A 26,951-nucleotide genomic window follows, 5' to 3' on the forward strand; every position below is an offset into this window, starting at 1 on the left:
GGTTTTTTTATTGCTCGCGCAGGCGAGATTAAATGCGCTTGGCCAGTTCCGCGGCCTTGCCGATATAGCTGGCCGGGGTCAATTCCAGCAGGCGGGCTTTCTCCGCTTCGGGCAACTCCAGGTTCTTGATGAAGGCATGCAGGGTTTCACGGGTAATGCCGCCCTTGCCGCGCGTCAGCTCTTTCAGTTGCTCGTAGGGGTTGGGCACGCCATGGCGACGCATTACGGTTTGCACCGGCTCCGCCAGCAGCTCCCAGCTATTGTCCAGCTCGGATGCGATTGCCTGAGGATTGATTTCCAGCTTGTTCAGGCCTTTCAGGCAGGCTTTGAGGCCCAGAATGGTGTAGCCGAAGCCCACGCCCATATTGCGCAGCACAGTGGAGTCAGTCAGGTCGCGCTGCCAGCGCGATACCGGCAGCTTTTCCGCCAAGTGGCCCAGGATGGCGTTGGCCATGCCCAGATTGCCTTCGGCGTTTTCGAAGTCGATCGGATTGACCTTGTGCGGCATGGTGGAGCTGCCGACTTCGTCTTTCTTCACTTTTTGCTTGAAATAGCCCAGCGAGATATAGCCCCAGATGTCGCGGTTCAGGTCGATCAGGATGGTGTTGACCCGCGCTAGGACCTGATACAGCTCGGCCATGTAATCGTGCGGTTCGATCTGAATGGTGTAGGGGTTGAAGGTCAGGCCCAGGCCGGTGACGAAGCGGCCGCAGAAGCTTTCCCAGTCGATGTCGGGGTAGGCGACCAGATGGGCGTTGTAATTGCCCACCGCGCCGTTGATCTTGCCGAGGATTTCCTGATGAACCAGTTGCTCGCGCTGACGTTTCAGGCGGTAGACCGTATTGGCCAACTCCTTGCCCATCGTGGACGGGGTCGCAGGCTGGCCATGGGTGCGGCACATCATCGCGGTGTCGGCCAGTTCGTGGGCCAGTTTTTGCAGCTTGTGGATGACTTCGTCGATCGCGGGCAGCACCACGGTGTTGCGCGCGGTTTTCAGCATCAGCGCGTGTGACAGATTGTTGATGTCTTCGGAGGTGCAGGCGAAGTGGATGAACTCGCTGGCCGCCATCACTTCCGGATTGCCGGACAGGCGTTCCTTCAGCCAGTATTCGATGGCTTTCACGTCGTGATTGGTGCGCGCCTCGATGGCTTTGACTTCTTCGCCGTGTTGCACGTTGAAGTTGGCGATCACGTCGTCGATTTCACGGATGGTGGCCTCCGAGAAGGAAGGCACTTCCTCGATGCCCGGCTCGGCGGCCAGCATCTTCAGCCATTCCAGCTCCACTTTGATGCGGAACTTCATCAGGCCGTACTCGGAAAACAGATTGCGCAAGGCCTCGACTTGGCCGGCGTAGCGGCCATCCAGGGGGCTTAGGGCGGTCAGCGTGGTCAGGTTCATGCTGGGTAGTTCCAAACGTGGGTTGCCGGTGTTCTGGCGGGTTGCGGTACAAAATCGCTCATTGCTCAGCGCAGACGGCGCGCGAGCGCCGCGGCCAACTCCTCCGCGGCTTGCGGTCGGAAGCGGAAAAACAGCTCCGGTTCAATCATTTCCAGCTCCATGACCGCCAGGCGGTCATGGTTGTCGCGAATCATGTCGACGCGCGCGTACAGCACGTCGAAAGGGACCGCCCGCACGGCGGCTTCGGCGAAAGCGATCTCTTGCGCGTCGGCCTGATGCGGGTGGACCTGGCCGCCGTGATCGTCTTGCACGCGGAAGTCGCCGGACTTCGGCGTTTTGCGGATGGCGTGGCTGAAGCGGCCGTCGATGACGATCAGGGACAATTCTCCCTGGCTCAGCACATTGTGTTGCATGGGCTGCAGCAGCATGGTCTCCTGCTGGATCAGCTCGGCGTATACGCATTCCAGCGATTCCGCGTTTGTCGGGGCGACGCGATAAGTGTGCCGGGCGGCTCCGGAGACGGCCGGTTTCAAGATGGCGTCGTCCCAGTTCCGCTCTTCCAGTAACTGGCGCAGCGTTTGCGGCGCGCCTTTCTCAATGTAGCGCGTGTCCACCGTATGAACAGCGTTTTGTTGCAGCTCGGACAGGTAGTGTTTGTCCAGATTCCAGCGAATCAGCTCAATCTCGTTGAAGAGGCGGGTTTGAGCGGCCGCGCGCGCCAGCCAGTCGGAAAACGCGGGCAGGCGCTCGAAGTAATCCCAAGTGGTGCGGAACAGTGCGCAAGCCGAGTCGGCCCAGTCCATGTCCGGATCGTCCCAGGCCAGGCGGCGGACGCGCAAGCCCTGGCGCTGCAGCGCCGCCAGCACCAGGCCGTCTTCATGATGAACCTGGCGGCGGTACCAGTCACCGTCGTCAGGCGGCAGCAGGCGCGAATCGGTCAGAACGGCAACATCGAGCGACATCGAAATCCTTTTACATCAAGAAAAACGGGTGCTAGGCACCCGTTTCAGCTTACATGCCGGGCATCATGCCCTTCATGCCGCGAAGCATTTTCATCATGCCTCCCTTGGAGGAGAACTGCTTCATCATTTTCTGAGTCTGTTCGAACTGGTTCAGCAGCTTGTTGACCTCCTGCACCGTCACGCCGGCGCCGGCGGCGATGCGTCGTTTGCGGCTGGCCTTGAGCAATTCCGGCTTATGGCGCTCTTGCGGCGTCATCGAGTTGATGATGCCTTCGATGCGGCGCATGGCTTTCTCCGCCTCCGCGCCCTGCACGCCCTTGGCCATCTGGCCCAGTTGCCCCGGCATTTTCTCCAGCAGATTGCTCATGCCGCCCATTTTCTTCATCTGCTGCATCTGGGCCTTGAAGTCTTCAAGGTCGAAGCCCTTGCCGGACTTCAACTTCTTGGCCATGGCGGCGGCTTCGTCCTGATCGATGCCTTTTTGCACTTCCTCGATCAGCGACAGCACATCGCCCATGCCCAAAATCCGGCTGGCGATCCGGTCCGGGTGGAAGGGTTCCAGGCCGGACACTTTTTCGCCGACACCGATGAATTTGATCGGCTTGCCGGTGATGTGGCGGACCGACAGCGCGGCGCCGCCGCGCGAGTCGCCGTCCATCTTGGTGAGGATGACGCCGGTCAGCGGCAGCGCTTCATTGAAAGCCTGGGCGGTGTTGACCGCATCCTGGCCCTGCATCGCGTCGACGACAAACAAGGTCTCCACCGGATTCAGCGTCGCGTGCAGCGCCTTGATCTCGGCCATCATCGCCTCGTCGATGGCCAGACGGCCGGCGGTATCCACCATCAGCACATCGAAGAAGTGGCGCTTGGCGTGATCCACCGCGGCGCGGGCGATATCGACCGGATTCTGGTCGCCGGAGGACGGGAACCATTCGACGCCGACCTGCTGGGCCAGCAGTTTCAACTGCTCGATGGCGGCGGGGCGGTAAACGTCGGCGGAGACGACCAGCACTTTTTTCTTCTGGGTCTCTTTCAACAGCTTGGCGAGCTTGCCGACCGTGGTGGTTTTGCCGGCGCCCTGCAGACCGGCCATCAGCACGATGGCGGGTGGCACGGCGGCCAGATTGAGGGCGTCGTTCTTCTCGCCCATCAATTTGGTCAATTCCTCATTGACCACGCCCACCAGAGTTTGGCCCGGCGTCAGGCTGCCGGCCACGTCCTGGCCGAGCGCGCGCTCCTTGACCTGGGCGATAAAGGTTTTGACCACGGGCAGGGCGACGTCGGCCTCCAGCAGGGCCATGCGCACTTCGCGCATCGCGTCCTGGATATTGGCCTCGGTCAAGCGCGCATTGCCGCGCAGATTTTTCATCACGCCGGACAGGCGGCTGGTCAGGTTGTCTAGCATGGTGCGTCCTTACTTCTGCCAACGGCTTGCCGGTTGGTGTAGACTCTCAAACTATCGATTTTACCACGAGCCGCCGGGGCTGCGCCCGGTTTTGATAAAACACCCGACATGACTCGTTTCCTGCTCGTACTTTCTATTGCGCTGATCCTCTCTTACGGGGTTTTCAGCTGGCACTACTTCGCCAACTGGCGCGGCCTGGCGTGCTGGCCGCGCAAGCCGCGGCTGGAACACAGCCTATTGGGCGTGCTGCTGCTGCTGCAGGCGATTGCGGTGTTGTTGCCGCTGACTCAGGGCGCTTTGCTGTCCCTGGGGGTTGGCCGCGCGCTGTCGGTGATGGTGTGGATCATGCTGCTGATTTATTGGACTTGCAGCTTCTTCTATCGCGTGGAAGGCCTGCAGCTGTTCATGATGCCGCTGGCGATGGCCGCGCTGGGTTTCGCCCTGCTGTTCCCCGGCCAGCACGTGGTTCAAGACCTGAGCAATCCGGCTTTTGTGCTGCATATCCTGGTCTCCCTGTTTGCTTACAGCCTGTTCGCCATCGGCGCGCTGATCGCCATTCTGATGCTGTTTTTGGAGAAAGCCCTGCACGATAAACGGGCCTCTCCGCTGGTCAAGCAATTGCCACCCTTGCTGTCCCTGGAAAAAATGATGTTCCAGGTGATAGGCGTCGGCTTCTTGCTGCTGACGGTTTCCTTGTTGACCGGCGTGGTGTTTTCCGAAGAAGTGTTGGGACATGCCGCGGCGCTGACGCACAAGACCATCTTCGCCGTGTTGTCCTGGCTATTGTTCGGCGGCCTGTTGATCGGCCGCAAGTTGCAAGGCTGGCGCGGCCGGGTGGCGATTCGCTGGACTTTGGCCGGCTTCCTGTCCTTGGCGCTAGCTTACATTGGCAGCAAGGTCGTCATAGAATTGATCCTGCAACGCGGTTGAGGTTGCCAGTTCTGTCTCACAAGGAGATCAATGATGAAAAAATTGTTAGCCCTGTTTGCCGCCCTGATGCTGATTTGCGGCACCGCTTTCGCCGCCGTCAACATTAATACCGCCAACCAGCAGGAGCTGGAGGCGCTGAACGGAATCGGCCCAGTCAAGGCCAAGGCCATTGTGGATTATCGCGCCAAGAACGGACCGTTCAAGAGCGTTGACGATCTGAAAAACGTCAGCGGGATTGGCGACAAGACCTTGGAAAAACTGCGCAGCGAGATCGCGGTCAGCGGCGCTTCCAGCGCCGCGCCGAAAGCCGCGGCCAAACCCGCCGCCGCCGCCAAGCCCGCCGCCGCTGCGGCCAAACCGGTGGCCGGCGTCAAGAAAGAAGCCTCCAAACCGGCGGCCAAGAAAAAGCCCTGACGTTTACCCGTCAATGGTTTGCTGGAAACAACGCCCGCGGATGCGGGCGTTTTTCATTGCTTGCCGAACAGAGCCAGCGCCAATTGCCTTTGCTCGGCGTGGTCGACGATGGGGCGTGGATAGTCCCGGCCCAGCACGAAGCCTTCCGGCAGCGCCTTGGCCTGCCAGGGGGCGTGGATCGCCTGATCGCTGAGCGCGGCCAACTCCGGCACGTAGCGACGGATGAAGCGGCCGTCCGGATCGAATTTCTGCGATTGCGTCACCGGGTTGAAGATGCGGAAATAGGGTTGCGCGTCGCAGCCGGTGGAGGCCGCCCATTGCCAGCCGCCGTTGTTCGAGGCCAGATCGAAGTCCAGCAGCTTCTCCGCGAAATAGCGTTCGCCCAGACGCCAGTCAATCAGCAAATCCTTGACCAGAAAACTGGCGGCGATCATGCGCAGCCGGTTGTGCATATAGCCGGTTTGGTTCAGTTGTCGCATGGCCGCATCAATCAATGGATAACCACTTAGTCCTTTTTGCCAGCTTTCCAGCCAGTCCCGGCGGTTGGGAAAGGGAAGGTCTCGGTATTGCGGCTTGAAGCTGTGAGCGGCGATATTGGGGAAGTGCCATAGCAGCTGCTGATAAAACTCTCGCCAGATCAACTCCTTCAGCCAGCACATCGCGCCCTCTCCGCCGTCGAAACTGGCGAATTGCACCAGTTGGCGAATCGAGATGGTGCCGAAGCGCAAATGGGTGGACAGATAGGACACGCCCTTTACGCCGGGGTAGTCCCTTTGTTGATGGTAGCGTTGGATGCGTTGCTGACAGAAATCGGCGAACCGCTCTTGGGCGCCGGAGGCACCAGGGGGCAGCAAGCAGGGTTCTGCCTGGGCGAAGCCCAATTCCGCCAGGTCGGGCATAGCCGGCGTGCCCGCTGGCGGGCGCAAGCGGCCCGCCAGCGAAGGCATGGTCAGCGATTGGCTGTGCTGTGGGCTCAGTCTTTTGAGCCAGGCATTGCAGTAGGGGGTAAACACGGTGAAGGGTTTGCCGCTGGAGGTGAGCAGCTCGTCCCTGGCGAAAATGACCTGGTCCTTGTATGAGAGCAAGCTCTTGCCCATTGTTGCCAGAGTCTGGGCAACCATCTGGTCTCGCTGGCGCGCATAGGGCTCGTAATCCTCGTTCACGTAAACGGCCTCGGCGTCTAGCTGCGCCGCCAGCCTCGGGATGATGTCTTGCGCTGGCCCTGTCGCACACCATAGCTCCCCGCCCGCTGCGCGCAGGGACGTCTGAACTTCCTGCAAGGATTGCCAGATGAAGCCGATGCGTCTGTCGGCGGGGGAGAGCGTGTCGAGAATATTGCTGTCGAAAACAAAGACGCACTGCACCGGGCGGCCCGAGGCCAGCGCTTGCTGCAAAGCGTGGTTGTCTTCCAGGCGCAAGTCGCGCCTGAGCCAGTAAAGCGAAACCTTGCTCATGGGTAAGCTCGTCATGGTTTGATTGTCTGACAGTGGATGGTCCATTTTATGCTTTGTGGTTTGTTGCTTTTTTGCACTAAGTTGCTGCTTGTGTTGCGTAATTGCATCTCATGGCTGGTGGCGCTTCAGTCTGGTGTTCATGTAAAACAAGGGTTTGTGATGCATGTGTTGTTTTTTTGAGTGCTTTTTTGTTGGAAGTGCATGCTGTTTTTGTTTTTTCGCAACGTCGGTCTTATATTGAGCCTAGCGATCACCGAAGCATATCGGCGACACATAAATGTCCGGGTTCTCTGGCCTTAGAACTAGCGAAATCAACAGGACAATATCAACTGACTTGAAAGGAACTGCAATGAACAAGACGCATATCGCTCTTGCAATCGCCGCCCTGATGCCGGCCGCCGCCGCAATGGCCGACGTTACCGTTTACGGTGAAATCCGTGGTGGTTACGAGTACAACAAATCTTACAGCTCCACGATCAACCTTGATGCCAACGGCAAGCTGCAAGGCGGCTCCGAGATCAATGACTGGACTTCGCGCATCGGTTTCAAGGGCAACGAAGATCTGGGCAATGGCCTGAAGGCGATCTGGCAGGTGGAAAGCCGCGTGCACATCGACGGCACTAAAGGCACTGCTAACGAGCCGAGCTCTGATGGCTTTGCTACTCGTGACAGTTTCATCGGTCTGGCCGGCGACAGCTGGGGTAAGATTCGCTTGGGCAAACTGTCCAATTACGCCAACGATATGATGGAGCAGGTTGACCCTGGTTACTATAGCAACCAGAGCGTTGGCGGCTTGGGGATGTTTACCCGTCTGGATGATCGTGTGACTAACGCGGTCCGTTATGATAGCCCGAACTGGAATGGTTTCAGCTTTGCCTTGTTGTACGGCACCGATGAAACCCGCAAGGTTGTTAGCGGCTCCACTACCAATAACCAGACCTGGAACCTGGGTCTGAGCTACGAAAACTCCGGTTTCTTCGGTAAGTACAACTACCAGAACTGGAACGATGCCAGCAAGCTTGCTAGCGCCAAAGACTGGCACCGTCTTGAGGCCGGTTATATGGCCAACAACCTCTACGCCGCTTTGGGCTATCAGCAGATTCAGGGTTATGGTTTCGGCACCTTCTATAACGGGTCGCTGAGTTCCAGTTATAACACTGCGGCATTGGCAACTGGCGCGACCCAAGCTCAGATTGATGGGGCTAAGCTGAAAACCAAAGAACTCGCTTTGACTCTTGGTTACACTTTTGGCGCCTTCACTCCGTACTTCTCCTATGTCAAAGGGTATGACGCCAGCTTGAACGGCAATACCATCGACAAGTCCGGCTACGATCAGTTTGTCTTGGCTCTGGACTACGCTTTGTCCAAGCGTACCGAGGTTTACACTTCCTACGGTCATGTGAAGTGGAAAGACGGTACTCTGGACAAGGAAAACTCCTTCGGCCTGGGTCTGGTGCACCGCTTCTAAGCGCACCTGAGTACCACCTTGAAAGGACTGCTTCGGCAGTCCTTTTTGTTTTGGCGCTAAGCCGGACCTATCCAGCCACGCCGGGATTTAAGTCAAAGCAGCATCCGCATTTTGCATATAATGTTGTAACGGTAGTGCGGCTGTCTTGAAGGCGGCGGGCTCTGGCACGGGAGCGTCGCGCGGTGTCCTCAAATCTGTTTACTGGTGAGTTGCAAGCGTATGGAAGCTTCGGCTGGCATTTCCGGCTTGGGTCGGGCCTTGGTGCAAAACAATATGCTGTTGCAGCAGGATGCGGACGCCATTCTGCGTCAGTCTCAGGCATCGCATATCAGCTTTGTTGAGCAGCTGATTCAGAGCAAGAAGATGACGGCGCAGGATGTCGCGATGTTCGCGTCCAAGACCTTTGGCTATCCCTTATTGGACATGTCGGCCATCGATCTCGATCAGTTGCCCAAGGGCGTGGTGGATGACGAGCTGATCGCCAGCCGGCGCTTGCTGCCCCTGCTCAAGCGCGGCAACAAGCTGTATGTCGGCACCTCGGACCCGACTCAAACCTCGGCCTATCACGCCATCACCTTCAAGACCGGGATGACGGTGGAAGTGGTGGTGGTGGAGGACGACAAGCTGGGCAAGATGCTCGGCAAGTACGGCGAGGACGCCACCGCCGCGATCAAGGCCCTGGAAAACGAGGATTTTGGCGATCTCGAATTCGCCGATCCGGACGCGCCGGCGGATACCGGCGCGCAGCCGGACGTCGACGACGCGCCGGTGGTCAAATTCATCCACAAGGTGTTGCTGGACGCGATCAATGGCGGCGCGTCCGATATCCATTTCGAACCCTATGAGAAGTTCTACCGCATCCGTTACCGGGTGGATGGGGTGTTGAAGGAGATCTCGCAGCCGCCCTTGGTGTTGAAGGAAAAGATCGCTTCCCGGATCAAGGTGATTTCCAAGCTGGATATTTCGGAAAAGCGGGTGCCGCAGGATGGCCGGATGAAGCTGGTCATTTCCAAGGCGCGGGCGATCGATTTCCGGGTCAGCACCTTGCCCACTTTGTACGGCGAAAAGATTGTGATGCGTATCCTGGACTCGTCGGCGGCGAATCTGGATATCGAGCAGCTCGGCTTCGAGCCGGAGCAGAAACGTTTGTTGCTGGACGCGATTGGGCGTCCCTACGGCATGGTGCTGGTGACCGGCCCCACCGGCAGCGGTAAAACGGTGTCGCTGTATACCTGTCTTAATTTGCTGAACAAGCCGGACATCAATATCGCCACGGCCGAGGACCCGGTGGAAATCAACCTGCCGGGCATCAATCAGGTCAACGTCAACGAGCGCGCCGGGCTGACCTTCGCCTCGGCCCTGAAGGCTTTTCTGCGCCAGGATCCGGACGTGATCATGGTGGGCGAGATCCGGGACTTCGAAACGGCGGACATCGCGATCAAGGCGGCGCAGACCGGTCACATGGTGTTCTCCACCCTGCATACCAATAACGCGCCGGCGACTTTGACCCGGATGCTGAACATGGGGGTGGCGCCGTTCAATATCGCCAGCTCGGTGCTGCTGATCATGGCGCAGCGCCTGGCGCGCCGTTTGTGCGCGCATTGCAAGAAGCCGGCGGACATTCCCGAAGAGGCGCTGTTGCGGGCGGGTTTCAAGAAAGAGGAGTTGGACGGCAGCTGGAAGCCCTATGCGCCGGTGGGCTGCGAGGAGTGCCGCAATACCGGCTACCGCGGCCGTACCGGCATTTACGAAGTGATGCCCATCACCGACGCGATGACGCGTTTGATCATGCAGAACGGCACCGCCATCGATATCGCTGATCTGGCGCGCAAGGAGGGCATGGTGGATTTGCGCCACGCCGGCCTGCTGAAGGTCAAGGCGGGCTTGACCTCGTTGACCGAGATCGAGGCGGTGACCAACGAATAAAAGCGGTTTCGCGCCTCCGGCTGTCGCCGGAAAGCTGACTTAACGGCTTGGAATAAGAAAGAGGCCATGGAATGGCAGTCACGGTAGCGAAAAAAGCGACGCCGGGCTTTGTCTGGGAGTGGGAAGGCAAAGACAAGGCGGGCAAGGCGATACGCGGGGAATTGAGAGCGGAGTCCGAGGCGGTGGCCAAGACTCAGCTGCGGCGTCAAGGCATCAATGTCGTCAAGATCAAGCGCCGGCGCGCCGGGTTCGGCAAGCGCATCACTGAGCGGGACATCACCTTGTTCACCCGGCAGCTGGCGACCATGATGCGCGCCGGCGTGCCCCTGTTGCAGGCTTTCGACATCGCGGCCAAGGGCCACGGCAACCCCGCCGTGACCAAGATGCTGCTGGAAGTGCGCGCGGATGTGGAAACCGGTCTGTCGCTGGCGGAGGCCTTCCGCAAGCGGCCCTTGTACTTCGACAAGCTGTTCTGCAACATCATCGCCGCGGGCGAAACCGGCGGCGTGCTGGACTCCTTGCTGGACAAGCTGGCCACCTATAAGGAAAAGGTGATGGCGATCAAGGGCAAGATCAAGTCGGCGCTGATCTATCCGTCGGCCATTGTCGGCACCGCCTTCATCATTACTGCCGTCATCATGATTTACGTGATTCCGGCGTTCAAGGATTTGTTCTCCAGCTTCGGCGCCAATTTGCCGGCGCCGACCTTGTTCGTGATCTGGCTGTCGGATGGCTTCGTCCATTACTGGTGGTTGATCTTCGGCGTGATCTTCGGCAGCCTGTTCGGCTTTCTCTACGCCTTCAAGCGCACGCCCAAGCTGCAAGAGCGGATGGACCGCATTCTGCTGCGCATGCCGGTGATCGGCGACATCATCCGCAAGGCCACCATCGCGCGCTGGGCGCGCACCTTGTCCACCTTGTTCGCCGCCGGGGTGCCGCTGGTGGAAGCGCTGGATTCGGTGGGGGGCGCCTCCGGCAATCAGGTGTACGCGGACGCCACTAAGCGGATTCAGAACGACGTCAGCACCGGCTCCAGCCTCAATTATTCGATGCAGCGCACCGACTTGTTCCCTAATATGGTGCTGCAAATGACCTCGATCGGCGAGGAGTCCGGCTCGCTGGACCAGATGCTGGACAAGGTGGCGGATTTTTACGAAGAAGAAGTCGATAATGCGGTGGCCGCGCTGTCCAGCTTGCTGGAGCCGGCCATCATGGTGATTCTGGGGATCTTGATCGGCGGTTTGATCATTGCGATGTATATGCCGATTTTCAAAATGGGGCAGGTGGTTGGATGATCGAGGAGTGGCGCTGGATCGCCAGCTCGTACCCGCTGGCTTTCGCCGGCGCGGCGCTGGTGCTGGGTTTATTGCTTGGCAGTTTTCTGAATGTGCTCATCCATCGTTTGCCCAAGATGCTGGAAGCCGAATGGCGGCGGAATTGCGTTGATTGTCTGCAGCTGGAGGAGTGCGAGGCGGTCGAGCCCTATAATTTAATGCGGCCGGCCTCGCACTGCCCGCAATGCCGGGCCGTGGTGCGTCCGTGGCAGAACATTCCGCTGTTGAGCTTCCTGTTGCTGCGCGGCCGCTGCGCGAGCTGCCGAGTCAACATCCCTTGGCGTTATCCGGCGGTGGAGCTGTCGGCCGGCGTGTTGTTCGCTTTCCTGGCCTGGCGCTATGGGTGGTCGGCGCAATTGCCGGCCTATATGGCCTTGACTGCGGTGCTGCTGGCGCTGACCTTCATCGATGCGGACACGCAGCTGCTGCCGGACAACCTGACCTTGCCCTTGCTGTGGGGCGGATTGCTGTTCAACCTGCTGACCGGAACCGTGCCCTTGGCCGACGCGGTGATAGGCGCGATGGCCGGCTATCTGAGCTTGTGGCTGTTGTTTCACGGTTTCAAGCTGGTCACCGGCAAGGAGGGCATGGGCTATGGCGACTTCAAGCTGCTGGCCGCCTTGGGCGCCTGGCTGGGATGGACCTTGCTGCCTTTGGTGATCCTGCTGTCCTCGCTGGTGGGCGCGGTGGTGGGCGTGGTCTTGATTTTGCTGGCCAAGCACGGTCGTGGCCAGCCCTTGCCGTTTGGCCCTTATCTCGCGGCCGCCGGCTGGATTGCCCTGATCTGGGGGCAAGACATCGTGTATTGGTATTTGCATGGCTATTAAAGTGGTGGGGCTGACCGGCGGCATTGGTTCCGGTAAGAGCGCGGCGGCCGATCGCTTCGCCGAATTGGGCGTGCCGGTGGTCGACACCGACGCCATCGCGCACGAGCTGACCGGGCCGCATGGCGCGGCGATGCCGGCCTTGGCGGCGGCTTTCGGCGCGGGCGCGGTGCGAGCGGACGGCGCTTTGGACCGCGGCTGGATGCGCGAGCGCGTGTTCGCCGACGCCGGCTGCCGGCAGCGGCTGGAGAGCGTGCTGCATCCGCTGATCCGGCAGCAGAGCGAGGCCAGGGTGGCCGAGGCGCGCGGGCCGTATTGCGTGTTGGTGGTGCCCTTATTGTTTGAAACCGGGCATTATCTGCCGATGCTGGCGCGCACCTTGTTGGTGGATTGCGAGGAGTCGGCGCAACTGGAGCGGGTGATGCGGCGCAACGGCATGGACGAAAACGCCGTGCGCGCGATCATGGCGGCGCAATGTTCGAGAGCGCAGCGACGCGAACGCGCCGACGATATAATTTGTAATAATGACAGCTTGGCTGCGTTGAGGCTTCAAGTCGACGCCAAACACGATTATTATCTTGCCAGCCTAGCCGATAGATCATAACCGGGCTCTCGCGAGCCAAGCAGAAGGGCCGATGCGCCGTGATCAGTTTTGAGTTTCCCGTCACCGAGCGAACCCGCATCCTGCTCCGCCTGGAGCATCTCTACGCACGTCTTGGGTATTTCATCGGCAAGGACCATCCGTATGATCATCATGCGGCCCTGCTGGTGTTGTTCGAGCTGATGGAAACCGCCTCGCGCGCGGATTTGAAGGCGGATCTGCTGCAGGAGTTGGAACGGCAGAAACAGATGCTGGAAGCGTTGCGCGAGAATCCACAAGTGGCGGAAGAGACTCTGGAGGGCGTGCTGGAGGACATCGAGCACGCGTCCAGCCGGCTGCTGGCGCTGACCGGCAAGTTCGGCCAGCATCTGCGCGAAAACGAGTGGCTGATGGCGATCAAGCAGCGCGCCGGCATCCCCGGCGGCACCTGCCAGTTCGATTTGCCGTCTTACCACCAGTGGCAGCAGAAGTCGGCCGAGGTGCGGCGTCAGGACATCAAGCGCTGGGCGTCGCCGCTGATGCCCACCGCCGAGGCGGCGGGCATTCTGCTGACCCTGCTGCGCGACAGCGGCAAGACCCATCATTACGTGGCGCGCCGCGGCGTGTTCCAGCAGATGTCCGGCGGCAAGGTGGTGCAGCTGATCCGCGTGGCCTACGATGGCGGCCTGGAGCTGTTGCCCGAGCTGTCCGCCAATAAATACGCGCTCAATATCCGCTTCGTCAGCGCGGTGACCGGGGAATCCCGGCCGCGGCAAACCGAGCAGGATGTCGAGTTTCACCTGACCAATTGCAAGTTCTGACCGGCGCGCGCGCCGGACCTTGCCCCGTTTTGAGAAGCCATGTCTGATTCTGTTCGCGTTGTCGCCTGTCCCACTTGTCGCGCGCCGGTGCGCTGGGAGCCGCAAAGCCAGTTCCGCCCGTTTTGCAGCAAGCGCTGCCGTCTGATCGATTTGGGCGAGTGGGCGACGGAAAGCTATCGGGTGCCGGCGCAGGAAGAGTCGCCGAGCGAGGCGAGCCGCGGAGAGTGAGCGCCCGGCCGCAATGAAAAACAGGTCCCTGAGCGGGACCTGTTTTGTTTTGGCCGCGGGACGGACTCAGGCCCTGGCCGCCAGCGCCGCGCCCTGCGAGAAATAGCCTTTCATGCCGGTGAAGATGGCATTGGCCATTTGCTGCTGGAAATCGCTGCTGAGCAGACGCTGCTCTTCCTCCGGGTTGGAGATGAAGGCGGTTTCCACCAGGATGGACGGGATGTCCGGCGCTTTCAGCACCGCGAAGCCGGCTTGTTCCACCGCGCTCTTGTGCAGCTTGTTGAGGCCGCCCAGATGGCCCAGCACGGTCTTGCCCAGTTTCAGGCTGTCGTTGATGGTGGCGGTCTGGGTCAGGTCCAGCAGGGTGTGGGCCAGGTATTTGTCCTTGCTGCCTATCTTGACGCCGCCGACCAGGTCGGCGTCGTTCTGGCTTTGCGCCAGCGCCTTGGCGAAGGCGCTGGTGGCGCCTTTTTCAGACAGCGCGAACACCGAGGAGCCGCGCGCGGCGCGGTTGGGCGCGGCGTCGGCGTGGATGGACACGAACAGGTCGGCGTTCAGCTTGCGCGCCTTGGCCACGCGCACGCCCAGCGGGATGAACACGTCTTCGTCGCGGGTCATATAGGCCTTCATATTGCTTTCCGCGTCTATCATGCGCTTCAACTGTTTGCCGATGCTCAGCACCACGTCCTTCTCGCGCGTGCCGTTCAGACCGACGGCGCCGGGATCGATGCCGCCGTGGCCGGGGTCCAGCATCACGATGATGGGGCGATTGCTGTCTTTTTTCTTGGGCTTGATCTGTGGCGCAGGCTGTTCCAGCTTGCCCTTGTTGTAGTCCTGAAGCAGGGCGAGCAAGGGATCGTCCTGCTTGCCGGCCGGGTAGAGGTCCACCACCAGCCGGTGTTTGTACTCGGCCACCGGCGTCATGGTGAAGGCTTGTGGCGTGATGTCCGCTTTCAACTCCAGCACCAGGCGCACCGTGTCCGGATCGAACTGGCCGGCGCGGGCGGTCTTGATATAGGGGTCGGCGGCGGAAATCTGGCCGCCGATGTCTTTGAGCACGCTGTTGAGCTGCACGCCTTGCAGGTCGATCACCAGCCGGTTGGGGTTGGCGATGGTGAACTGCTTGTATTGGATGGCCTCGCTGGCCTCCAGCGTGATGCGGGTGTAAAGCGACGCCGGCCAGATGCGCAGGGCGACGATCTGACTGTTGGCGGCGAAGCCGACGCGGCTCACCGACAGCATGAAGGTGGCGGCCGCGGCGCCGATCAAGCGGCGGCGGAGGGGATCGAAAGTCGAATCAGGCATGACTGTCCGGTTTCTGAGTGGGCAAGTAAACGATAATTGCGACCATTTCCGGCCACGGCTAGTTCCAGCACGATGTCGGCGCGCGGCAAGAGCTCTGCTGCCTTGTCCGGCCACTCGACCAGGCACAGGCTGTCCGGGCCGAAGTATTCGCGGAAGCCGGCATCCTCCCATTCCTCGGGGTCGGCGAAACGGTACAGGTCGAAATGGTGCACGCTATAGTGAGGAAAAGGATAGCTCTCCACCAGAGTATAGGTGGGGCTTTTGACCTTGCCGGCATGGCCGAGCGCGGTCAGCAGGCCGCGCGTGAACGTGGTCTTGCCCGCGCCCAGATCGCCCAATAGATAGACGACGAGGCCGGCTTGCGCCGCTTCGGCGAAGGCTTTGCCCAGCGCCAGGGTGGCGGTTTCATCTTCCAGGTAGCCGCAGCGAACGCTGGTATCATCCATGGCCATGACCGAAAACTCTTTACAAAAACCGGATTATCCCGAATTGGCGCGCCAAATCAAAGCCTGGGCGCGCGAATTGGGTTTTGCCGACGCCAGAATCGGTCGCGCCGGCCTGCCGCCGGAGGCGGAACAGAAGTTGAACGCCTGGCTGGCCGCCGGCCATCACGGCGAGATGGACTATATGGCCCGCCACGGCGCTTTGCGGGTCAAGCCGGCGGATCTGGTGCCCGGCACCCTGTCCGTTATTTCCCTGCGCATGCATTACTGGCCCCAGGCGCGCGCGTCGGCCGAGGTGCTGGCCGACGGCGGCAAAGCCTATTTATCGCGCTACGCGCTGGGGCGCGACTATCACAAGGTCTTGCGCAACCGGCTGCAGGCGCTGGCGGACCGGATCAAGCGGGAGATAGGCGAGTTTGGCTACCGGGTGTTCACCGACAGCGCGCCGGTGGCCGAGGTGGCGCTGGCGGCGCAGGCCGGCCTGGGCTGGCGCGGCAAACACACTCTGTTGCTGACCAAGAACGAGGGCTCGCTGTTTTTCCTGGGAGAGGTCTTCACCGACCTGCCCCTGCCGGAGGACGAGGCGGAGGACGGCCATTGCGGCCGCTGCACTCGTTGCATCGATGTCTGTCCCACCGCGGCCATCGTCGCGCCCTATACCGTGGACGCGCGGCGCTGCATTTCCTATCTGACGATAGAGCTGAAGCGGGCGATTCCGGAGGAGATGCGGCCCTTGATCGGCAACCGCGTCTACGGCTGCGACGATTGTCAGTTGTTCTGTCCTTGGAACCGTTTCGCGGTCGACACCCGGGAGACCGATTTTGCGGTGCGTCATGGTTTGGACGACGTGAGCTTGCTAGAGTTGTTCGCCTGGAGCGAGGCCGAATTCAAGGAGAAGATGGCCGGCAGCCCGATTTACCGCATCGGCTACCTCAAGTGGCTGTCCAATCTGGCGGTGGGGCTGGGCAACGCGCCCACCGCGCCGGAGGTGGTGGCGGGCTTGCGCGCGCGTCTGGATTTTCCCGACGAGATGGTGGCCGAGCCGGTGCGTTGGGCGCTGGGCCGGCACGGCGTCATCGTTTGAAGCTCAGGGTTTGCTGGGCGCCTTGACCAGGGATTCGCCTTCCAGCACCACCTTGCCGCGGACCGAGCACTGGGTCGCCAGTTTGACGAAGTGTTTGTCCGGATTCAGTTCGATCACGGTGGCGCGGGCGGTCACGGTGTCGCCGATGCGCACCGGCGCTTTGAAACGGGTGGATTGCGATAGATAAATGGTGCCGTGGCCGGGCAACTGGGTGCCCACTACGGTGGAAATCAGGCTGGCGGTCAGCATGCCGTGCGCGATGCGCGTTTCGAACGGCGTCTGTTCCGCGTACTCCTGATTGATGTGCACCGGATTGTTGTCGCCGGACACGGCGGCGAACATCAGCACGTCGGCTTCGGTGATGGTCTTGCTGAATTCGGCGAAATCGCCGAGGCCAAGATCTTCAAACCAAACAGTCATGACCGCTCCTGACTTGATATGACGGGGAAATGTTGCAGTGCATTGTGACAGCTTTTGGCCGGAATGCAAATTACCGAGAAATCACGTACTATCGGCGATAAGTTGCGTTTTTGCCACGCTGTATGCAATACAAATCAACCAAACGCTCGTTTGAATTTGTGCTTGGGGCATAATCAGGCTTGCTTCGGCAATTGCTGCTTCCGCGTTCGATCAATCCAGACGGCGGCATTTCTGAAACGGCCGCGCTTGGCGCGGCGGCGGCGACGGTCCGCTCCAGGTTTCTTTTTAGAGATGTCCAGAGGTTTGTTGGAGGAATATGAAAGTTCTAGTCGCTGTGAAACGCGTTGTGGATTACAACGTGAAGGTTCGGGTCAAGGCCGACGGCACTGACGTGGATATCGCCAACGTCAAGATGTCGATGAACCCGTTTGACGAAATCGCGGTGGAAGAGGCGGTGCGTCTCAAGGAAGCCGGCAAGGTCAGCGAAATCGTCGTGGTGTCGCTGGGCGTCAAGCAATGCGAGGAAACGCTGCGCACCGCGCTGGCGATGGGCGCCGACCGCGCCATTCTGGTGGAAACCGATGCGGAGCTGCAGCCGCTGGCGGTGGCCAAGCTGCTGAAAGCGGTGGCGGACAAGGAACAGCCGCAGCTCTTGATCGTGGGCAAGCAGGCGATCGACGACGACGCCAACCAGACCGGCCAGATGGTGTCGGCGCTGCTGGGCTGGGGCCAGGGCACGTTCGCCTCCAAGGTGGACTTGTCGGCCGAGACCGTGGACGTCACCCGCGAGATCGACGGCGGCCTGGAAACCGTCAAGCTGCGTTTGCCGGCGGTGGTCACCTCCGACCTGCGCCTGAACGAGCCGCGCTTCATCAAGCTGCCCAACATCATGGCCGCCAAGAAAAAGCCGCTGGACAAGACCACGCCGGCGGAACTGGGCGTGGACGCCGCTCCGCGTCTGAAGACGCTGAAGGTGGCCGAGCCTTCCAAGCGCAGCGCCGGCATCAAGGTGGCTAACGCCGCCGAGCTGGTCGCCAAACTGAAAACCGAAGCAAAGGTGCTGTAAGCCATGGCCATTCTCGTTATCGCTGAACACGACAACCAGAGCCTGAAAGCAGGCACCCTGAACACCATTACCGCCGCCGCCAAGCTGGGCGAGGTGCATGTGCTGGTGGCCGGCCACAACGCCGCCGCCGCCGCCGAGGCCGCCAAAGGCGTGGCCGGCGTCGCCAAAGTGCTGCTGGCCGACGCCGCTCACTACGCGCACGGCCTGGCCGAGAATCTGGGCGCGCTGGTGTCCGGCCTGGCCAAGAGCTACAGCCACGTGCTGGCGCCGGCGTCCTCCTTCGGCAAGAACCTGCTGCCGCGCGTAGCCGCTTTGCTGGACGTGGCGCAGATCTCCGAGATCGTCGCCATCGAATCCGCCGACACCTTCGTGCGGCCCATCTACGCCGGCAACGTGCTGGCCACCGTGCAGTCCGCCGACCCGATCAAGGTCATCACCGTGCGCACCACCGCCTTCGACGCGGCGGGCCAGGGCGGTTCCGCCGCGGTGGAAACCGTGGCCGCGGCAGCGGACGCGCAGCTGTCCAGCTTCGTCGGCCAGGAACTGACCAAGTCCGATCGTCCGGAACTGGGCTCGGCCAAGGTCATCGTTTCCGGCGGCCGCGCGCTGGGTTCGGAGGAGCAGTTCAAGGCGGTGATCGATCCGCTGGCGGACAAGCTCTCCGCCGCCGTGGGCGCTTCCCGCGCCGCGGTGGACGCCGGCTACGCGCCGAACGACTACCAAGTGGGCCAGACCGGCAAGGTGGTGGCGCCGCAGCTGTACTTCGCGGTTGGCATTTCCGGCGCAATCCAGCACCTGGCCGGCATGAAGGACTCCAAGGTGATCGTCGCCATCAACAAGGACGAGGAAGCGCCCATCTTCCAGGTGGCGGATTACGGCATCGTCGGCGATCTGTTCACCGTGGTGCCGGAGTTGATGGCCGAGTTGTCCAAATAATCCCGGATCCGCGCCGCGAGTCTCTCGCCGGCGCGGACAGCGGGCCGGGCGAGCCGCCCGGAACAATAATATTCAGCCGGCAACGCCCGCGCGCAGTCATCGGCCCGATGCGGACCGGACCCGCCGCGGCGCTTGCCGGCTTTTTCATGTCTGCGAATAGAAACCGATTGCCGGCCGAACCGGCGGTCCCAGCCATCCAAACACGAGGAGAAGGCGATGATTTATCAAGCACCGATCAAGGACATTCAATTCGCGCTCAATGAGTTGGCCGAGTTGCCGGCCGTCTGCGGCCTGCCGGGCTACGGCGAATGCTCGGTGGAGCTGGTGGACGCCATTCTGGAGGAGGGCGCCAAGTTCGCCGAAGGCGTGCTGGCGCCGATCAACAAGCAGGGCGATCAGGGCGCCAAATGGCGCGACGGCGAAGTCAGCGCCGCGCCCGGCTTCAAGGACGCCTGGCGTCAGTACGTCGAATCCGGCTGGGTGGGCCTGCGCGCGCCGGAAGCCTACGGCGGCCAGGGCATGCCGGCCTTGGTGGCCACCGCGGCCGAAGAAATGTGGTGTTCCGCCAATCTGGCTTTCTCGCTGGCGCCGCTGTTGACGCTGGGCGCGATCGAGGCCATTCATCATCACGCCTCGGAAGAACTCAAGAGCGTCTATCTGCCGCCGATGTCCAGCGGCGCCTGGACCGGCACCATGAATTTGACCGAGCCGCAGGCCGGTTCCGACCTCGCCCAGGTGCGCAGCAAGGCCTTGCCGCAGGCTGACGGCAGCTATCGCATCAGCGGCCAGAAAATCTTCATTACCTGGGGCGAGCACGATATGGCGGACAACATCGTCCACCTGGTGCTGGCCCGCCTGCCGGACGCGCCGGCCGGGGTGAAGGGCATTTCCTTGTTCATCGTGCCCAAATTCCTGGTCAACGCCGACGGCAGCCTGGGCGCGCGCAACGATGTGCGCTGCGTGTCGCTGGAGCACAAGCTGGGCATCCACGGCAGCCCCACCGCGGTGATGAGCTTCGGCGATCAGGACGGCGCGATCGGCTATCTGGTCGGCGAAGCCAACAAGGGCCTGAACTATATGTTCACCATGATGAACCACGCGCGTCTGGGCGTGGGCATCGAAGGCCTGGCGGTGTCGGAGCGCGCCTACCAGAAGGCGGTGGAATACGCGCGCGAACGGGTGCAGAGCCGCGCGGTGGGTTCGCCCGATCCGTCCGGCGTGGCCATCATCCAGCATCCGGACGTGCGCCGCATGCTGCTGACCATGCGCGCCCAGGTGGAGGCGCAGCGCGCGCTGGCCCTGTATACCGCGGCGGCGCTGGACCGCGCGGCGCGTCATCCGGTGGCGAGCGAAAAAGCGCGCAACCAGGCGCTGGCCAATTTCCTGATCCCCATCGTCAAGGGCTGGAACACCGAGCAGGCCAACGAAATCACCAGCCTGGCGCTGCAGGTGCACGGCGGCATGGGATATATCGAGGAAACCGGCGTGGCGCAGTACTATCGCGATGCGCGCATCACCGCCATCTACGAAGGCACCACCGGCATCCAGGCCCTGGATTTGATCGGCCGCAAGACCGCGGGCGAGGGCGGCGTCACCGCGCGCGCCTTGCTGGAGGAAGCCGCCGGCTGCGCGGCCAAGCTGCGCGCCGCCGGGCTGACCAGCCTGGCGGACAATCTGGACGAAGCGGTCAAGCAGGCGCGCCGCAGCGTCGACTTCATCCTGGATACCTTCGCCGGACAGCCGCAACGGGCGGCGGCCGGGTCCGTGCCCTTCCTCAAGCTGATGGGCATTGTGCTGGGCGGCTGGCAGATGGCGCGCGCGGCCCTGATCGCCAAGGAAAAGCAGAGCGACGGCGAGTCCGATCAGGACTTCATGCGCGCCAAACTGGCCACCGCGCGTTTCTACGGCGAACATCTGTTGCCGCAGGCGGGCGGTTTGGCGGCCGCCATCGTTGACGGCGCGGACAGCGTGCTGGAGATGGACGAAGCCTGGTTCTGAGGTGGTTCTAGGAAGATGCGCAACAGACGCCGCGGGATGCCGCGGCGTTTTTTGTTGCCTGGCCGATGCAAGAGCGATTATTGCATGAGCGTGTAATCAGGCTTTGAGATAATGGAAAAGACCTTGTTGCGGGTTGCTGCGGTGCGGCATCAAAAACCGTTTGTCATTAAAAATATTTTGCCGCATAGTGTTTGCTCCGCCCCTAGCTACGGGCGGTGTGCGAAATCAGGCGGAAAAATAGTTCTTAATAGAAGAATTAATCGCATGGCGCGCTGATATTCGCTTGAATATTGCCTGGCTATGCAATTCGGTCTTTTTTTGGATTGACCGTATCCTGATGGCGTGCAAATAATCCGCTGCATGACTCACAGCCAAGCTCGAGCCAAGTCCCGGCCGATCCCATCGCGGCGCGAGGCGTCCGCTTGACCTTGGCCGCAAGGTCCGCGCTTAGATTTCAAGAATGAATACAGAAGCCAGGATGCAATGAAGCAAGTGGTCCATTGGAGTGAAAAGGGGAAGCGGTTGTTGCCGTCGGCGGCGACGCTGGGGCGTCTGGTCGCCGCTTTGCCTTGGCTGGCGCTGGCAGGCGCCGCCGTGTGGCTGGGCATGACCGTGGCGCCGATTTTGGGTCCCGCGGCCAAGCAATGGCGAGGCTTAAGCGAGCCGGCGCCGCAGTCCGCCGCCGCCAATGTGGCGATGGCGCACTGGTTTGGCGAGCCGGTGGCGCAGCAGGCGGCGGCCTTGCCGCCGGTCAAGCTGATCGGCGTCTACGCGCCTCAGGCTTCCGGCGCGCCCGGTTTCGCGGTGATAGACGACAATGGCCGCTCCGTCGCCCTGTTGCTGGGCAAGACTACGCCCGACGGCTGGGAACTGGCCCAGATCACCGCCTCCGGCGTGTTGATGCGTTCCGGCGGTAGCGAGCAGTTCGTGCCGCTGGTCGAGCGCGTGCCCGGCGCGGGCGGCGCGGTCGGCGGCAGTGCGCCGCCGCCGATGCCGCCTCCGATTTCTCCTCCTTCCCAGGCTCCCGTTTCGCCCCCCGTCGTGGTTCCTGTGAATCCTGAAACCCCGCCGCAACCTGGGCTGGATTCCGCCAGCATGGTTCGCCAATAAGAAGACTGAATATGCGTATCCACAAACTTGTCGCCATCCTGGCCCTGGTCTACGGTTGTAACGCCGCATTGGCCGCCACCCCGCAGAACGACGGAGTGATGCTCAACTTCGTCAACGCCGACATCGAAACCGTGGTCAAGGCGATAGGCGAGATCACCGGCAAGAACTTCATCATCGACCCGCGGGTGAAGGGCACGGTCAACATCGTGTCCAGCAAGCCGGTGCCGCGTGCGCTGTCTTACCAGATCCTGTTGTCTTCCTTGCGTTTGCAGGGCTTCTCAGCGGTGGAGGGCGGCGGCGTGGTCAAGATCGTGCCGGAGGCCGACGCCAAGTTGCACGCCAAGGCCAGCAAGAGCATCCCGCGCGGCGACGGCGATCGCTTGATCACCAAGGTGTTCACGCTCAAATACGGCAACGCCAATCAGCTGGTGCCGGTGATCCGTCCCATCGTGTCGCCCAACAACACCATTGCCGCCTATCCGCAGTCCAATGCGCTGATCGTCACCGACTACGCCGACAATATTCAGCGCATAGAGTCCATCATCGATTCGATCGAGAGCGCGGCCGCCGGCGACACCGTGGTGGTGCCGGTGCTGTTCGGCTCCGCGGTGGAACTGGCCGGCAGCCTGAACAAGTTGTTGCAGGACAGCGGCGCCGGCGCCGACGGCGGCAAGACCACCATCATCCCGGACGCGCGCGCCAATGTGCTGATGGTGCGCGCCGACACCCCGGGCAAGATCGGCAAGATCAAAAGCCTGCTCAAGCTCCTGGATCAGCCCAGCCAGGCCGGCGCCAATGTGCGCGTGGTCTATCTGAAGAACGCCGAGGCCGGCAAGGTGGCGCAGACGCTGCGCGCCTTGATGACCGGCGACGCGGGGCCCTTGCAGGGCCGCACCGCGGTGAGCACCAACGGCGGCTCCAGTACCAGCCTGCTGAACCAGAGCGGTTCGGGCAGCGGTTCCGGCGCCTCGTCCAGCGGCTCCGCCAGCGCCGCCCAGGCGGCCAGCCCGGTGGGCGGCGACAGCGCGTCCAGCGGCGGCGGCAGCGGGGCCGGCGGCGGCGGATCCATGATCCAGGCCGACCCCACCAACAACGCGCTGATTCTGAACGTGCCGGATTCCATGTACCAGAATCTGCGCAATGTCATCGACCTGCTGGACAAGCGCCGCGCCCAAGTGCTGGTGGAGGCGCTGGTGGTGGAAGTGGCCGCGCAAAGGGCGATGGAGTTGGGCGTGCAATGGCAGGCGCTGGGCGCGCTCAACGGCAACGGCGCCGGCGTGTTCGGCGGCACCAACTTCCCCGGCAACAGCGGCCCCGGCATCATCGGCTTGTCCGGCGGCGCGTTGGCCGGCGGCACCGCCGCCACGCCGCTTGGCACCCTGGCGGGCTCCGGCGGCCTGAACGTGGGCTGGGTCAAGGGCACGGTCAATATTCCCGGCATCGGCACCGTGCTGAACATGGGAGCGCTGGCCAAGGCGATGGAGACCGAGGTAGGGGGCAACATCGTGTCCAGCCCGTCCCTGATGGCGATGGACAATGAAAAGGCCAAGATCCAGATCGGCCAGGAAGTGCCCATCCTGACCGGCCAGTACAGCAATACCGGCAGCAGCAGCAGCGGCTCGGTCAATCCCTTCCAGACCTACGACCGCAAGACCATCGGCTTCAATCTGGAGATCACGCCGCAGATTTCCGAAGGCGGTTCCATCCGCATGAAGATTTTGCAGGAGGCGTCCACCATCGTGCCGGGCACCGAGAAAAACCCGCAAGGTCCAACCACCAACAAGCGGACGATAGAAACCATCGCCAATGTGGACGACAGCGGCATCATCGCCATCGGCGGCCTGCTGCAGGAAACGGTCAGCGACAATGAGAGCAAGGTGCCGCTGCTGGGCGACATCCCGTGGCTGGGCGCCTTGTTCCGCTACAGCAACAAGCAGCGCAACAAGACCAATCTGATGATCTTCATCAAGCCCACCATCATCCGCGACGATCTGGGCGCGCGGTCCATCGCCACCGATCGCTACAACTACATCATCGGCGAAGGCCATAAGGCGGAGAGGGAAAAGCTGCAGATGAATCTGGATTCGGCGCTGAAGTCCCTGCCGGAGGGCGGCATCCGCTCGACGCTGGAACAGAGCCTGAAGGCGCAGCCGAAATGAACAAGCCCAAGCTGTCGCCGGCGCTGGGCTTTCCGTTCGCGCGCGCCAACGGCGTGATCCTGCTGGACGGGGAAAGCGGCCGTCATCTGCTGCTGCGCGAAGACAGCCGGCCGGAGGCCTGGGCCGAAGTACTGCGCCTGCACGGCCAGGGACTGGCCAGCGTCGAGACGCTGGAGGCGGCCTTGTTCGACAAGCGCCTGTCCGAGCATTACGCCAATCGCGACGGCGCGGCGGCCGAGGTGGTGGACGATATCGGCCAGGACCTGGATCTGACCCAGATGGTGGAGTCCTTGCCAACGGTGGAGGACTTGCTGGAGAGCGAGGGCGACGCGCCCATCATCCGCATGATCAACGCCTTGCTGACCCAGGCACTGCGCGACGGCGCCTCGGACATCCACATCGAAGCCTTTGAAGACCGCTCGGTGGTGCGTTTCCGCCTGGACGGTTCGCTGCGCGACGTGGTCAGCCCGCACCGCGCGCTGCACGCGGCCATGGTGTCGCGGATCAAGATCATGGCCAATCTCGACATCGCCGAAAAACGCATTCCGCAAGACGGCCGCATCTCGCTGCGTCTGGGCGGCCGCCCGGTGGACGTGCGGGTCTCCACACTACCCACCAGCCACGGCGAGCGCGTGGTGTTGCGTCTGCTGGACAAGGAAAACGCCCGCCTGGATCTGGCCACGCTGGGCATGGCGGCGGACACGCTGCAGGCGGTGGACAAGGTGATCCGCCAGCCGCACGGCATCCTGCTGGTCACCGGCCCCACCGGCTCGGGCAAGACCACCACGCTGTACGCGGCCTTGTCGCGGCTGGACGCGCGCCACACCAATATCATGACGGTGGAGGATCCGGTGGAATACCACCTGGACGGCGTCGGTCAGACCCAGGTCAATCCGCGCATCGATATGAGTTTCGCCAAGGCGCTGCGCGCGATTCTGCGCCAGGATCCGGACGTGGTGATGATAGGCGAGATCCGGGATCTGGAAACCGCGCAGATCGCGGTGCAGGCCTCGCTGACCGGCCACCTGGTGCTGGCCACGCTGCACACCAACGACGCCGCCTCGGCGGTGACGCGGCTGGTGGACATGGGGGTCGAGCCCTTCCTGCTGGCCTCCAGCCTGCTGGGCGTGATGGCGCAACGGCTGGTGCGCCGGCTGTGCCCGCACTGCAAGGCGCCGCATCCGGTGCCGCTGGAAGGGGAGGCGGACGCTCCGCACTACCGGCCGGCGGGCTGCCCGAGCTGCGGCCATTCCGGTTACAAGGGGCGCTACGGCGTTTATGAACTGCTCTTGGTCGACGATCAATTACAGCGCTTGATCCACGACCGTGCCTCCGAACAGAAAATGCGCGATTACGCCGCCCGCCACGGCATGCGTTCGCTGCGCGACGACGGCTTGCGTTGGGTGAAGGCCGGCGAAACCTCGCTGGAAGAAATCATGCGGGTGACGAGGAACTGATGGCCGCCTTCCGTTTTACCGCTTTCGACCCCGCCGGCAAGGAGCAGAAAGGCTTGCTGGAGGCGGACTCCGCGCGCGCCGCGCGCAGCCAGCTGCGCGAGCGCGGCCTGCTGCCGCTGGAGGTGGAAAGCGTCAGCGCCAAGAACGGCGACGCCGGCAGCTCGGCGCTGCGCCGCGGCCTGCCGCGCGCGGAACTGGTGATGATCACCGAACAGCTGTCCACTCTGCTCAACGCGGGCCTGCCGTTGGAAAAGGCGCTGACCGCGGTGACCGAGCAGTGCGAACACCCGCGCAGCCGCACCGTGCTGGCGGCCTTGCGCAGCGACATCCTGGAAGGCAAGAGCTTCGCCCAGGCGCTGGCTTCGGCGCCGGGCGTGTTTTTTCCGCTGTATCGCTCGCTGGTGCAGGCCGGCGAACAGTCCGGCCATCTCGACACCGTGATGGCGCGCTTGGCCGAATACCTGGACAAGCGCCAGAACACCCAACAAAAAGTGATGCTGGCGATGGCCTATCCGGCCGTGGTCACCGTGGTGGCCATCCTAGTTGTGGCCGGTCTGATGAGTTATGTGGTGCCGCAGGTGGTCAGCGTGTTCGCGCAGACCAAGCAGACCCTGCCTTTTCTGACCCGGGCGCTGGTGGCCGCCAGCGATTTCCTGCGGCAATGGGGCCTCGCGCTGCTGGCCGGCATCGCCGCCGCGCTGTTCCTGACCGTGCGCGCCTTGCGCGCGCCGGCGCTGAAACGGCGCTTCCACGCCCGGCTGTTGAAGCTGCCGGTGTTCGGCCGCCTGCTGCGCGCGCTCAACACCGCGCGCATGGCCAGCACCCTGTCCATCCTGGTGGGCAGCGGCGTGCCCTTGCTGACCGCGCTGGAAACCGCGCGCGGCCTGATGACCCTGCTGCCGATGCAGGACGCGGTCAGCGAGGCGATGGCCAAGGTGCGCGAGGGCGTGGCGCTGTCGCGCGCGCTGCACGCCACTCGTCAATTCCCGCCGGTGCTGATCCATCTGATCGGCAGCGGCGAATCCAGCGGCACGCTGGCCCATATGCTGGACCGCGCCGCCCAGCAGCAGGAGCAGGAGGTGGAGCGCAAGCTCGCCACCTTCACCACGCTGATGGAGCCGCTGCTGATCCTGTTCATGGGCGGCATGGTCTTGTTGATCGTGCTGGCCATCATGATGCCCATCATCGACATGAACCAGATGGTGCATTGATTTTCGCGGAAAGAAGC

24 protein-coding genes are annotated in these 26,951 nt (G+C 62.3%); 17 read left to right on the top strand and 7 right to left on the bottom strand.

What is annotated here, in order from left to right; all coding sequences use genetic code 11:
* Positions 1 to 28: 28 nt before the first annotated feature.
* The 3 genes from purB to ffh form a co-directional block, all read right to left on the bottom strand.
* Positions 29 to 1,399 (bottom strand): adenylosuccinate lyase, encoded by a 1,371-nt coding sequence (gene purB / locus ACODRW_RS00765; protein ID WP_107800590.1) that lies wholly within the window; start codon positions 1,397 to 1,399, stop codon positions 29 to 31.
* 65 nt (positions 1,400 to 1,464) lie between these two features.
* Positions 1,465 to 2,361, bottom strand: a complete 897-nt coding sequence (locus tag ACODRW_RS00770; protein ID WP_486635853.1) for an ATP-grasp domain-containing protein — start codon at positions 2,359 to 2,361, stop codon at positions 1,465 to 1,467.
* A 49-nt stretch (positions 2,362 to 2,410) separates the two neighbouring features.
* Positions 2,411 to 3,766: a signal recognition particle protein gene (ffh, locus tag ACODRW_RS00775; protein ID WP_488904962.1), complete on the bottom strand. Its 1,356-nt coding sequence runs from the start codon at positions 3,764 to 3,766 to the stop codon at positions 2,411 to 2,413.
* A gap of 108 nt (positions 3,767 to 3,874) precedes the next feature.
* Here ffh and ACODRW_RS00780 point away from each other — a divergent pair, with 108 nt between their 5' ends.
* The gene (locus tag ACODRW_RS00780) at positions 3,875 to 4,696 is read left to right on the top strand and encodes a cytochrome C assembly family protein (protein ID WP_107800587.1); all 822 of its coding nucleotides are present in this window, start codon (positions 3,875 to 3,877) and stop codon (positions 4,694 to 4,696) included.
* A 33-nt stretch (positions 4,697 to 4,729) separates the two neighbouring features.
* On the top strand, positions 4,730 to 5,110 hold the full coding sequence (locus ACODRW_RS00785; RefSeq protein ID WP_107800586.1) for a ComEA family DNA-binding protein: 381 nt from the start codon (positions 4,730 to 4,732) through the stop codon (positions 5,108 to 5,110).
* A 53-nt stretch (positions 5,111 to 5,163) separates the two neighbouring features.
* Here the strand turns inward: ACODRW_RS00785 and ACODRW_RS00790 are convergent, their stop codons facing one another.
* The gene (locus ACODRW_RS00790; protein WP_488904963.1) at positions 5,164 to 6,564 is read right to left on the bottom strand and encodes a cryptochrome/photolyase family protein; all 1,401 of its coding nucleotides are present in this window, start codon (positions 6,562 to 6,564) and stop codon (positions 5,164 to 5,166) included.
* Positions 6,565 to 6,913: 349 nt separating this feature from the next.
* Here ACODRW_RS00790 and ACODRW_RS00795 point away from each other — a divergent pair, with 349 nt between their 5' ends.
* The 7 genes from ACODRW_RS00795 to yacG all read left to right on the top strand — a co-directional run bounded on the left by ACODRW_RS00795 (position 6,914) and on the right by yacG (position 13,745).
* The gene (locus tag ACODRW_RS00795) at positions 6,914 to 8,032 is read left to right on the top strand and encodes a porin (protein ID WP_488904964.1); all 1,119 of its coding nucleotides are present in this window, start codon (positions 6,914 to 6,916) and stop codon (positions 8,030 to 8,032) included.
* Between the two features lie 219 nt (positions 8,033 to 8,251).
* Positions 8,252 to 9,958, top strand: coding sequence for a type IV-A pilus assembly ATPase PilB (pilB, locus tag ACODRW_RS00800; protein WP_107800583.1), 1,707 nt, complete (start codon positions 8,252 to 8,254; stop codon positions 9,956 to 9,958).
* Between the two features lie 71 nt (positions 9,959 to 10,029).
* Entirely contained in the window at positions 10,030 to 11,253 is a 1,224-nt protein-coding gene (locus ACODRW_RS00805; RefSeq protein WP_107800582.1) for a type II secretion system F family protein, read from the top strand.
* A complete protein-coding gene (locus ACODRW_RS00810; RefSeq protein WP_488904965.1) occupies positions 11,250 to 12,119 on the top strand; it encodes a prepilin peptidase in 870 nt (289 codons plus the stop codon). The genes ACODRW_RS00805 and ACODRW_RS00810 overlap by 4 nt, the downstream gene beginning before the upstream one ends.
* Entirely contained in the window at positions 12,109 to 12,720 is a 612-nt protein-coding gene (gene coaE, locus ACODRW_RS00815) for a dephospho-CoA kinase (RefSeq protein ID WP_488904966.1), read from the top strand. Before ACODRW_RS00810 ends, coaE begins: the two co-directional genes overlap by 11 nt.
* Before the next feature lie 38 nt (positions 12,721 to 12,758).
* Positions 12,759 to 13,517 carry a cell division protein ZapD gene (gene zapD, locus ACODRW_RS00820; RefSeq protein WP_019100891.1) on the top strand — a complete coding sequence of 253 codons (759 nt, stop codon included), beginning with the start codon at positions 12,759 to 12,761 and terminating at the stop codon, positions 13,515 to 13,517.
* Positions 13,518 to 13,556: 39 nt separating this feature from the next.
* Positions 13,557 to 13,745 (top strand): DNA gyrase inhibitor YacG, encoded by a 189-nt coding sequence (gene yacG / locus ACODRW_RS00825; protein ID WP_048409544.1) that lies wholly within the window; start codon positions 13,557 to 13,559, stop codon positions 13,743 to 13,745.
* Positions 13,746 to 13,811: 66 nt separating this feature from the next.
* Here the strand turns inward: yacG and ACODRW_RS00830 are convergent, their stop codons facing one another.
* A complete protein-coding gene (locus ACODRW_RS00830; RefSeq protein WP_107800579.1) occupies positions 13,812 to 15,050 on the bottom strand; it encodes an N-acetylmuramoyl-L-alanine amidase in 1,239 nt (412 codons plus the stop codon).
* The gene (gene tsaE, locus ACODRW_RS00835; RefSeq protein ID WP_370445205.1) at positions 15,011 to 15,496 is read right to left on the bottom strand and encodes a tRNA (adenosine(37)-N6)-threonylcarbamoyltransferase complex ATPase subunit type 1 TsaE; all 486 of its coding nucleotides are present in this window, start codon (positions 15,494 to 15,496) and stop codon (positions 15,011 to 15,013) included. The genes ACODRW_RS00830 and tsaE overlap by 40 nt, the downstream gene beginning before the upstream one ends.
* Here tsaE and queG point away from each other — a divergent pair.
* Entirely contained in the window at positions 15,495 to 16,577 is a 1,083-nt protein-coding gene (gene queG / locus ACODRW_RS00840; RefSeq protein ID WP_370445204.1) for a tRNA epoxyqueuosine(34) reductase QueG, read from the top strand. The two genes, tsaE and queG, sit on opposite strands and share 2 nt — an antisense overlap.
* 3 nt (positions 16,578 to 16,580) lie before the next feature.
* On the opposite strand, the gene ACODRW_RS00845 is transcribed toward queG, so the two are convergent.
* Positions 16,581 to 16,997, bottom strand: a complete 417-nt coding sequence (locus tag ACODRW_RS00845) for a MaoC family dehydratase (protein WP_107800577.1) — start codon at positions 16,995 to 16,997, stop codon at positions 16,581 to 16,583.
* A gap of 316 nt (positions 16,998 to 17,313) precedes the next feature.
* On the opposite strand from ACODRW_RS00845, the gene ACODRW_RS00850 reads away from it, so the two are divergent.
* From ACODRW_RS00850 to gspF, 7 genes are all read left to right on the top strand, one after another.
* Complete coding sequence (locus tag ACODRW_RS00850; RefSeq protein ID WP_227104935.1) at positions 17,314 to 18,063, top strand: electron transfer flavoprotein subunit beta/FixA family protein; 750 nt, start codon at positions 17,314 to 17,316, stop codon at positions 18,061 to 18,063.
* Between the two features lie 3 nt (positions 18,064 to 18,066).
* A complete protein-coding gene (locus tag ACODRW_RS00855; protein WP_253313720.1) occupies positions 18,067 to 18,999 on the top strand; it encodes an electron transfer flavoprotein subunit alpha/FixB family protein in 933 nt (310 codons plus the stop codon).
* Between the two features lie 216 nt (positions 19,000 to 19,215).
* The gene (locus tag ACODRW_RS00860; RefSeq protein ID WP_488904967.1) at positions 19,216 to 20,997 is read left to right on the top strand and encodes an acyl-CoA dehydrogenase C-terminal domain-containing protein; all 1,782 of its coding nucleotides are present in this window, start codon (positions 19,216 to 19,218) and stop codon (positions 20,995 to 20,997) included.
* Between the two features lie 483 nt (positions 20,998 to 21,480).
* Positions 21,481 to 22,107 (top strand): hypothetical protein, encoded by a 627-nt coding sequence (locus ACODRW_RS00865; protein ID WP_488904968.1) that lies wholly within the window; start codon positions 21,481 to 21,483, stop codon positions 22,105 to 22,107.
* Between the two features lie 11 nt (positions 22,108 to 22,118).
* Positions 22,119 to 24,266 (top strand): type II secretion system secretin GspD, encoded by a 2,148-nt coding sequence (gspD, locus tag ACODRW_RS00870; RefSeq protein ID WP_488904969.1) that lies wholly within the window; start codon positions 22,119 to 22,121, stop codon positions 24,264 to 24,266.
* Positions 24,263 to 25,723, top strand: a complete 1,461-nt coding sequence (gene gspE, locus ACODRW_RS00875) for a type II secretion system ATPase GspE (RefSeq protein WP_107800571.1) — start codon at positions 24,263 to 24,265, stop codon at positions 25,721 to 25,723. The genes gspD and gspE overlap by 4 nt, the downstream gene beginning before the upstream one ends.
* A complete protein-coding gene (gene gspF, locus ACODRW_RS00880; protein ID WP_488904970.1) occupies positions 25,723 to 26,934 on the top strand; it encodes a type II secretion system inner membrane protein GspF in 1,212 nt (403 codons plus the stop codon). The genes gspE and gspF overlap by 1 nt, the downstream gene beginning before the upstream one ends.
* Positions 26,935 to 26,951: the final 17 nt, after the last annotated feature.

This window comes from Chromobacterium sp. FG89 (assembly GCF_057808735.1).

Excerpts from the sequence above, each read along its gene's own strand:
- purB (WP_107800590.1), bottom strand. The coding sequence starts at position 1,399 with ATGAACCTGACCACGCTGACCGCCCTAAGCCCCCTGGATGGCCGCTAC.
- ACODRW_RS00770 (WP_486635853.1), bottom strand. The coding sequence starts at position 2,361 with ATGTCGCTCGATGTTGCCGTTCTGACCGATTCGCGCCTGCTGCCGCCT.
- ffh (WP_488904962.1), bottom strand. The coding sequence starts at position 3,766 with ATGCTAGACAACCTGACCAGCCGCCTGTCCGGCGTGATGAAAAATCTG.
- ACODRW_RS00780 (WP_107800587.1), top strand. The coding sequence starts at position 3,875 with ATGACTCGTTTCCTGCTCGTACTTTCTATTGCGCTGATCCTCTCTTAC.
- ACODRW_RS00785 (WP_107800586.1), top strand. The coding sequence starts at position 4,730 with ATGAAAAAATTGTTAGCCCTGTTTGCCGCCCTGATGCTGATTTGCGGC.
- ACODRW_RS00790 (WP_488904963.1), bottom strand. The coding sequence starts at position 6,564 with ATGAGCAAGGTTTCGCTTTACTGGCTCAGGCGCGACTTGCGCCTGGAA.
- ACODRW_RS00795 (WP_488904964.1), top strand. The coding sequence starts at position 6,914 with ATGAACAAGACGCATATCGCTCTTGCAATCGCCGCCCTGATGCCGGCC.
- pilB (WP_107800583.1), top strand. The coding sequence starts at position 8,252 with ATGGAAGCTTCGGCTGGCATTTCCGGCTTGGGTCGGGCCTTGGTGCAA.
- ACODRW_RS00805 (WP_107800582.1), top strand. The coding sequence starts at position 10,030 with ATGGCAGTCACGGTAGCGAAAAAAGCGACGCCGGGCTTTGTCTGGGAG.
- ACODRW_RS00810 (WP_488904965.1), top strand. The coding sequence starts at position 11,250 with ATGATCGAGGAGTGGCGCTGGATCGCCAGCTCGTACCCGCTGGCTTTC.
- coaE (WP_488904966.1), top strand. The coding sequence starts at position 12,109 with ATGGCTATTAAAGTGGTGGGGCTGACCGGCGGCATTGGTTCCGGTAAG.
- yacG (WP_048409544.1), top strand. The coding sequence starts at position 13,557 with ATGTCTGATTCTGTTCGCGTTGTCGCCTGTCCCACTTGTCGCGCGCCG.
- ACODRW_RS00830 (WP_107800579.1), bottom strand. The coding sequence starts at position 15,050 with ATGCCTGATTCGACTTTCGATCCCCTCCGCCGCCGCTTGATCGGCGCC.
- queG (WP_370445204.1), top strand. The coding sequence starts at position 15,495 with ATGGCCATGACCGAAAACTCTTTACAAAAACCGGATTATCCCGAATTG.
- tsaE (WP_370445205.1), bottom strand. The coding sequence starts at position 15,496 with ATGGATGATACCAGCGTTCGCTGCGGCTACCTGGAAGATGAAACCGCC.
- ACODRW_RS00845 (WP_107800577.1), bottom strand. The coding sequence starts at position 16,997 with ATGACTGTTTGGTTTGAAGATCTTGGCCTCGGCGATTTCGCCGAATTC.
- ACODRW_RS00850 (WP_227104935.1), top strand. The coding sequence starts at position 17,314 with ATGAAAGTTCTAGTCGCTGTGAAACGCGTTGTGGATTACAACGTGAAG.
- ACODRW_RS00855 (WP_253313720.1), top strand. The coding sequence starts at position 18,067 with ATGGCCATTCTCGTTATCGCTGAACACGACAACCAGAGCCTGAAAGCA.
- ACODRW_RS00860 (WP_488904967.1), top strand. The coding sequence starts at position 19,216 with ATGATTTATCAAGCACCGATCAAGGACATTCAATTCGCGCTCAATGAG.
- ACODRW_RS00865 (WP_488904968.1), top strand. The coding sequence starts at position 21,481 with ATGAAGCAAGTGGTCCATTGGAGTGAAAAGGGGAAGCGGTTGTTGCCG.
- gspD (WP_488904969.1), top strand. The coding sequence starts at position 22,119 with ATGCGTATCCACAAACTTGTCGCCATCCTGGCCCTGGTCTACGGTTGT.
- gspE (WP_107800571.1), top strand. The coding sequence starts at position 24,263 with ATGAACAAGCCCAAGCTGTCGCCGGCGCTGGGCTTTCCGTTCGCGCGC.
- gspF (WP_488904970.1), top strand. The coding sequence starts at position 25,723 with ATGGCCGCCTTCCGTTTTACCGCTTTCGACCCCGCCGGCAAGGAGCAG.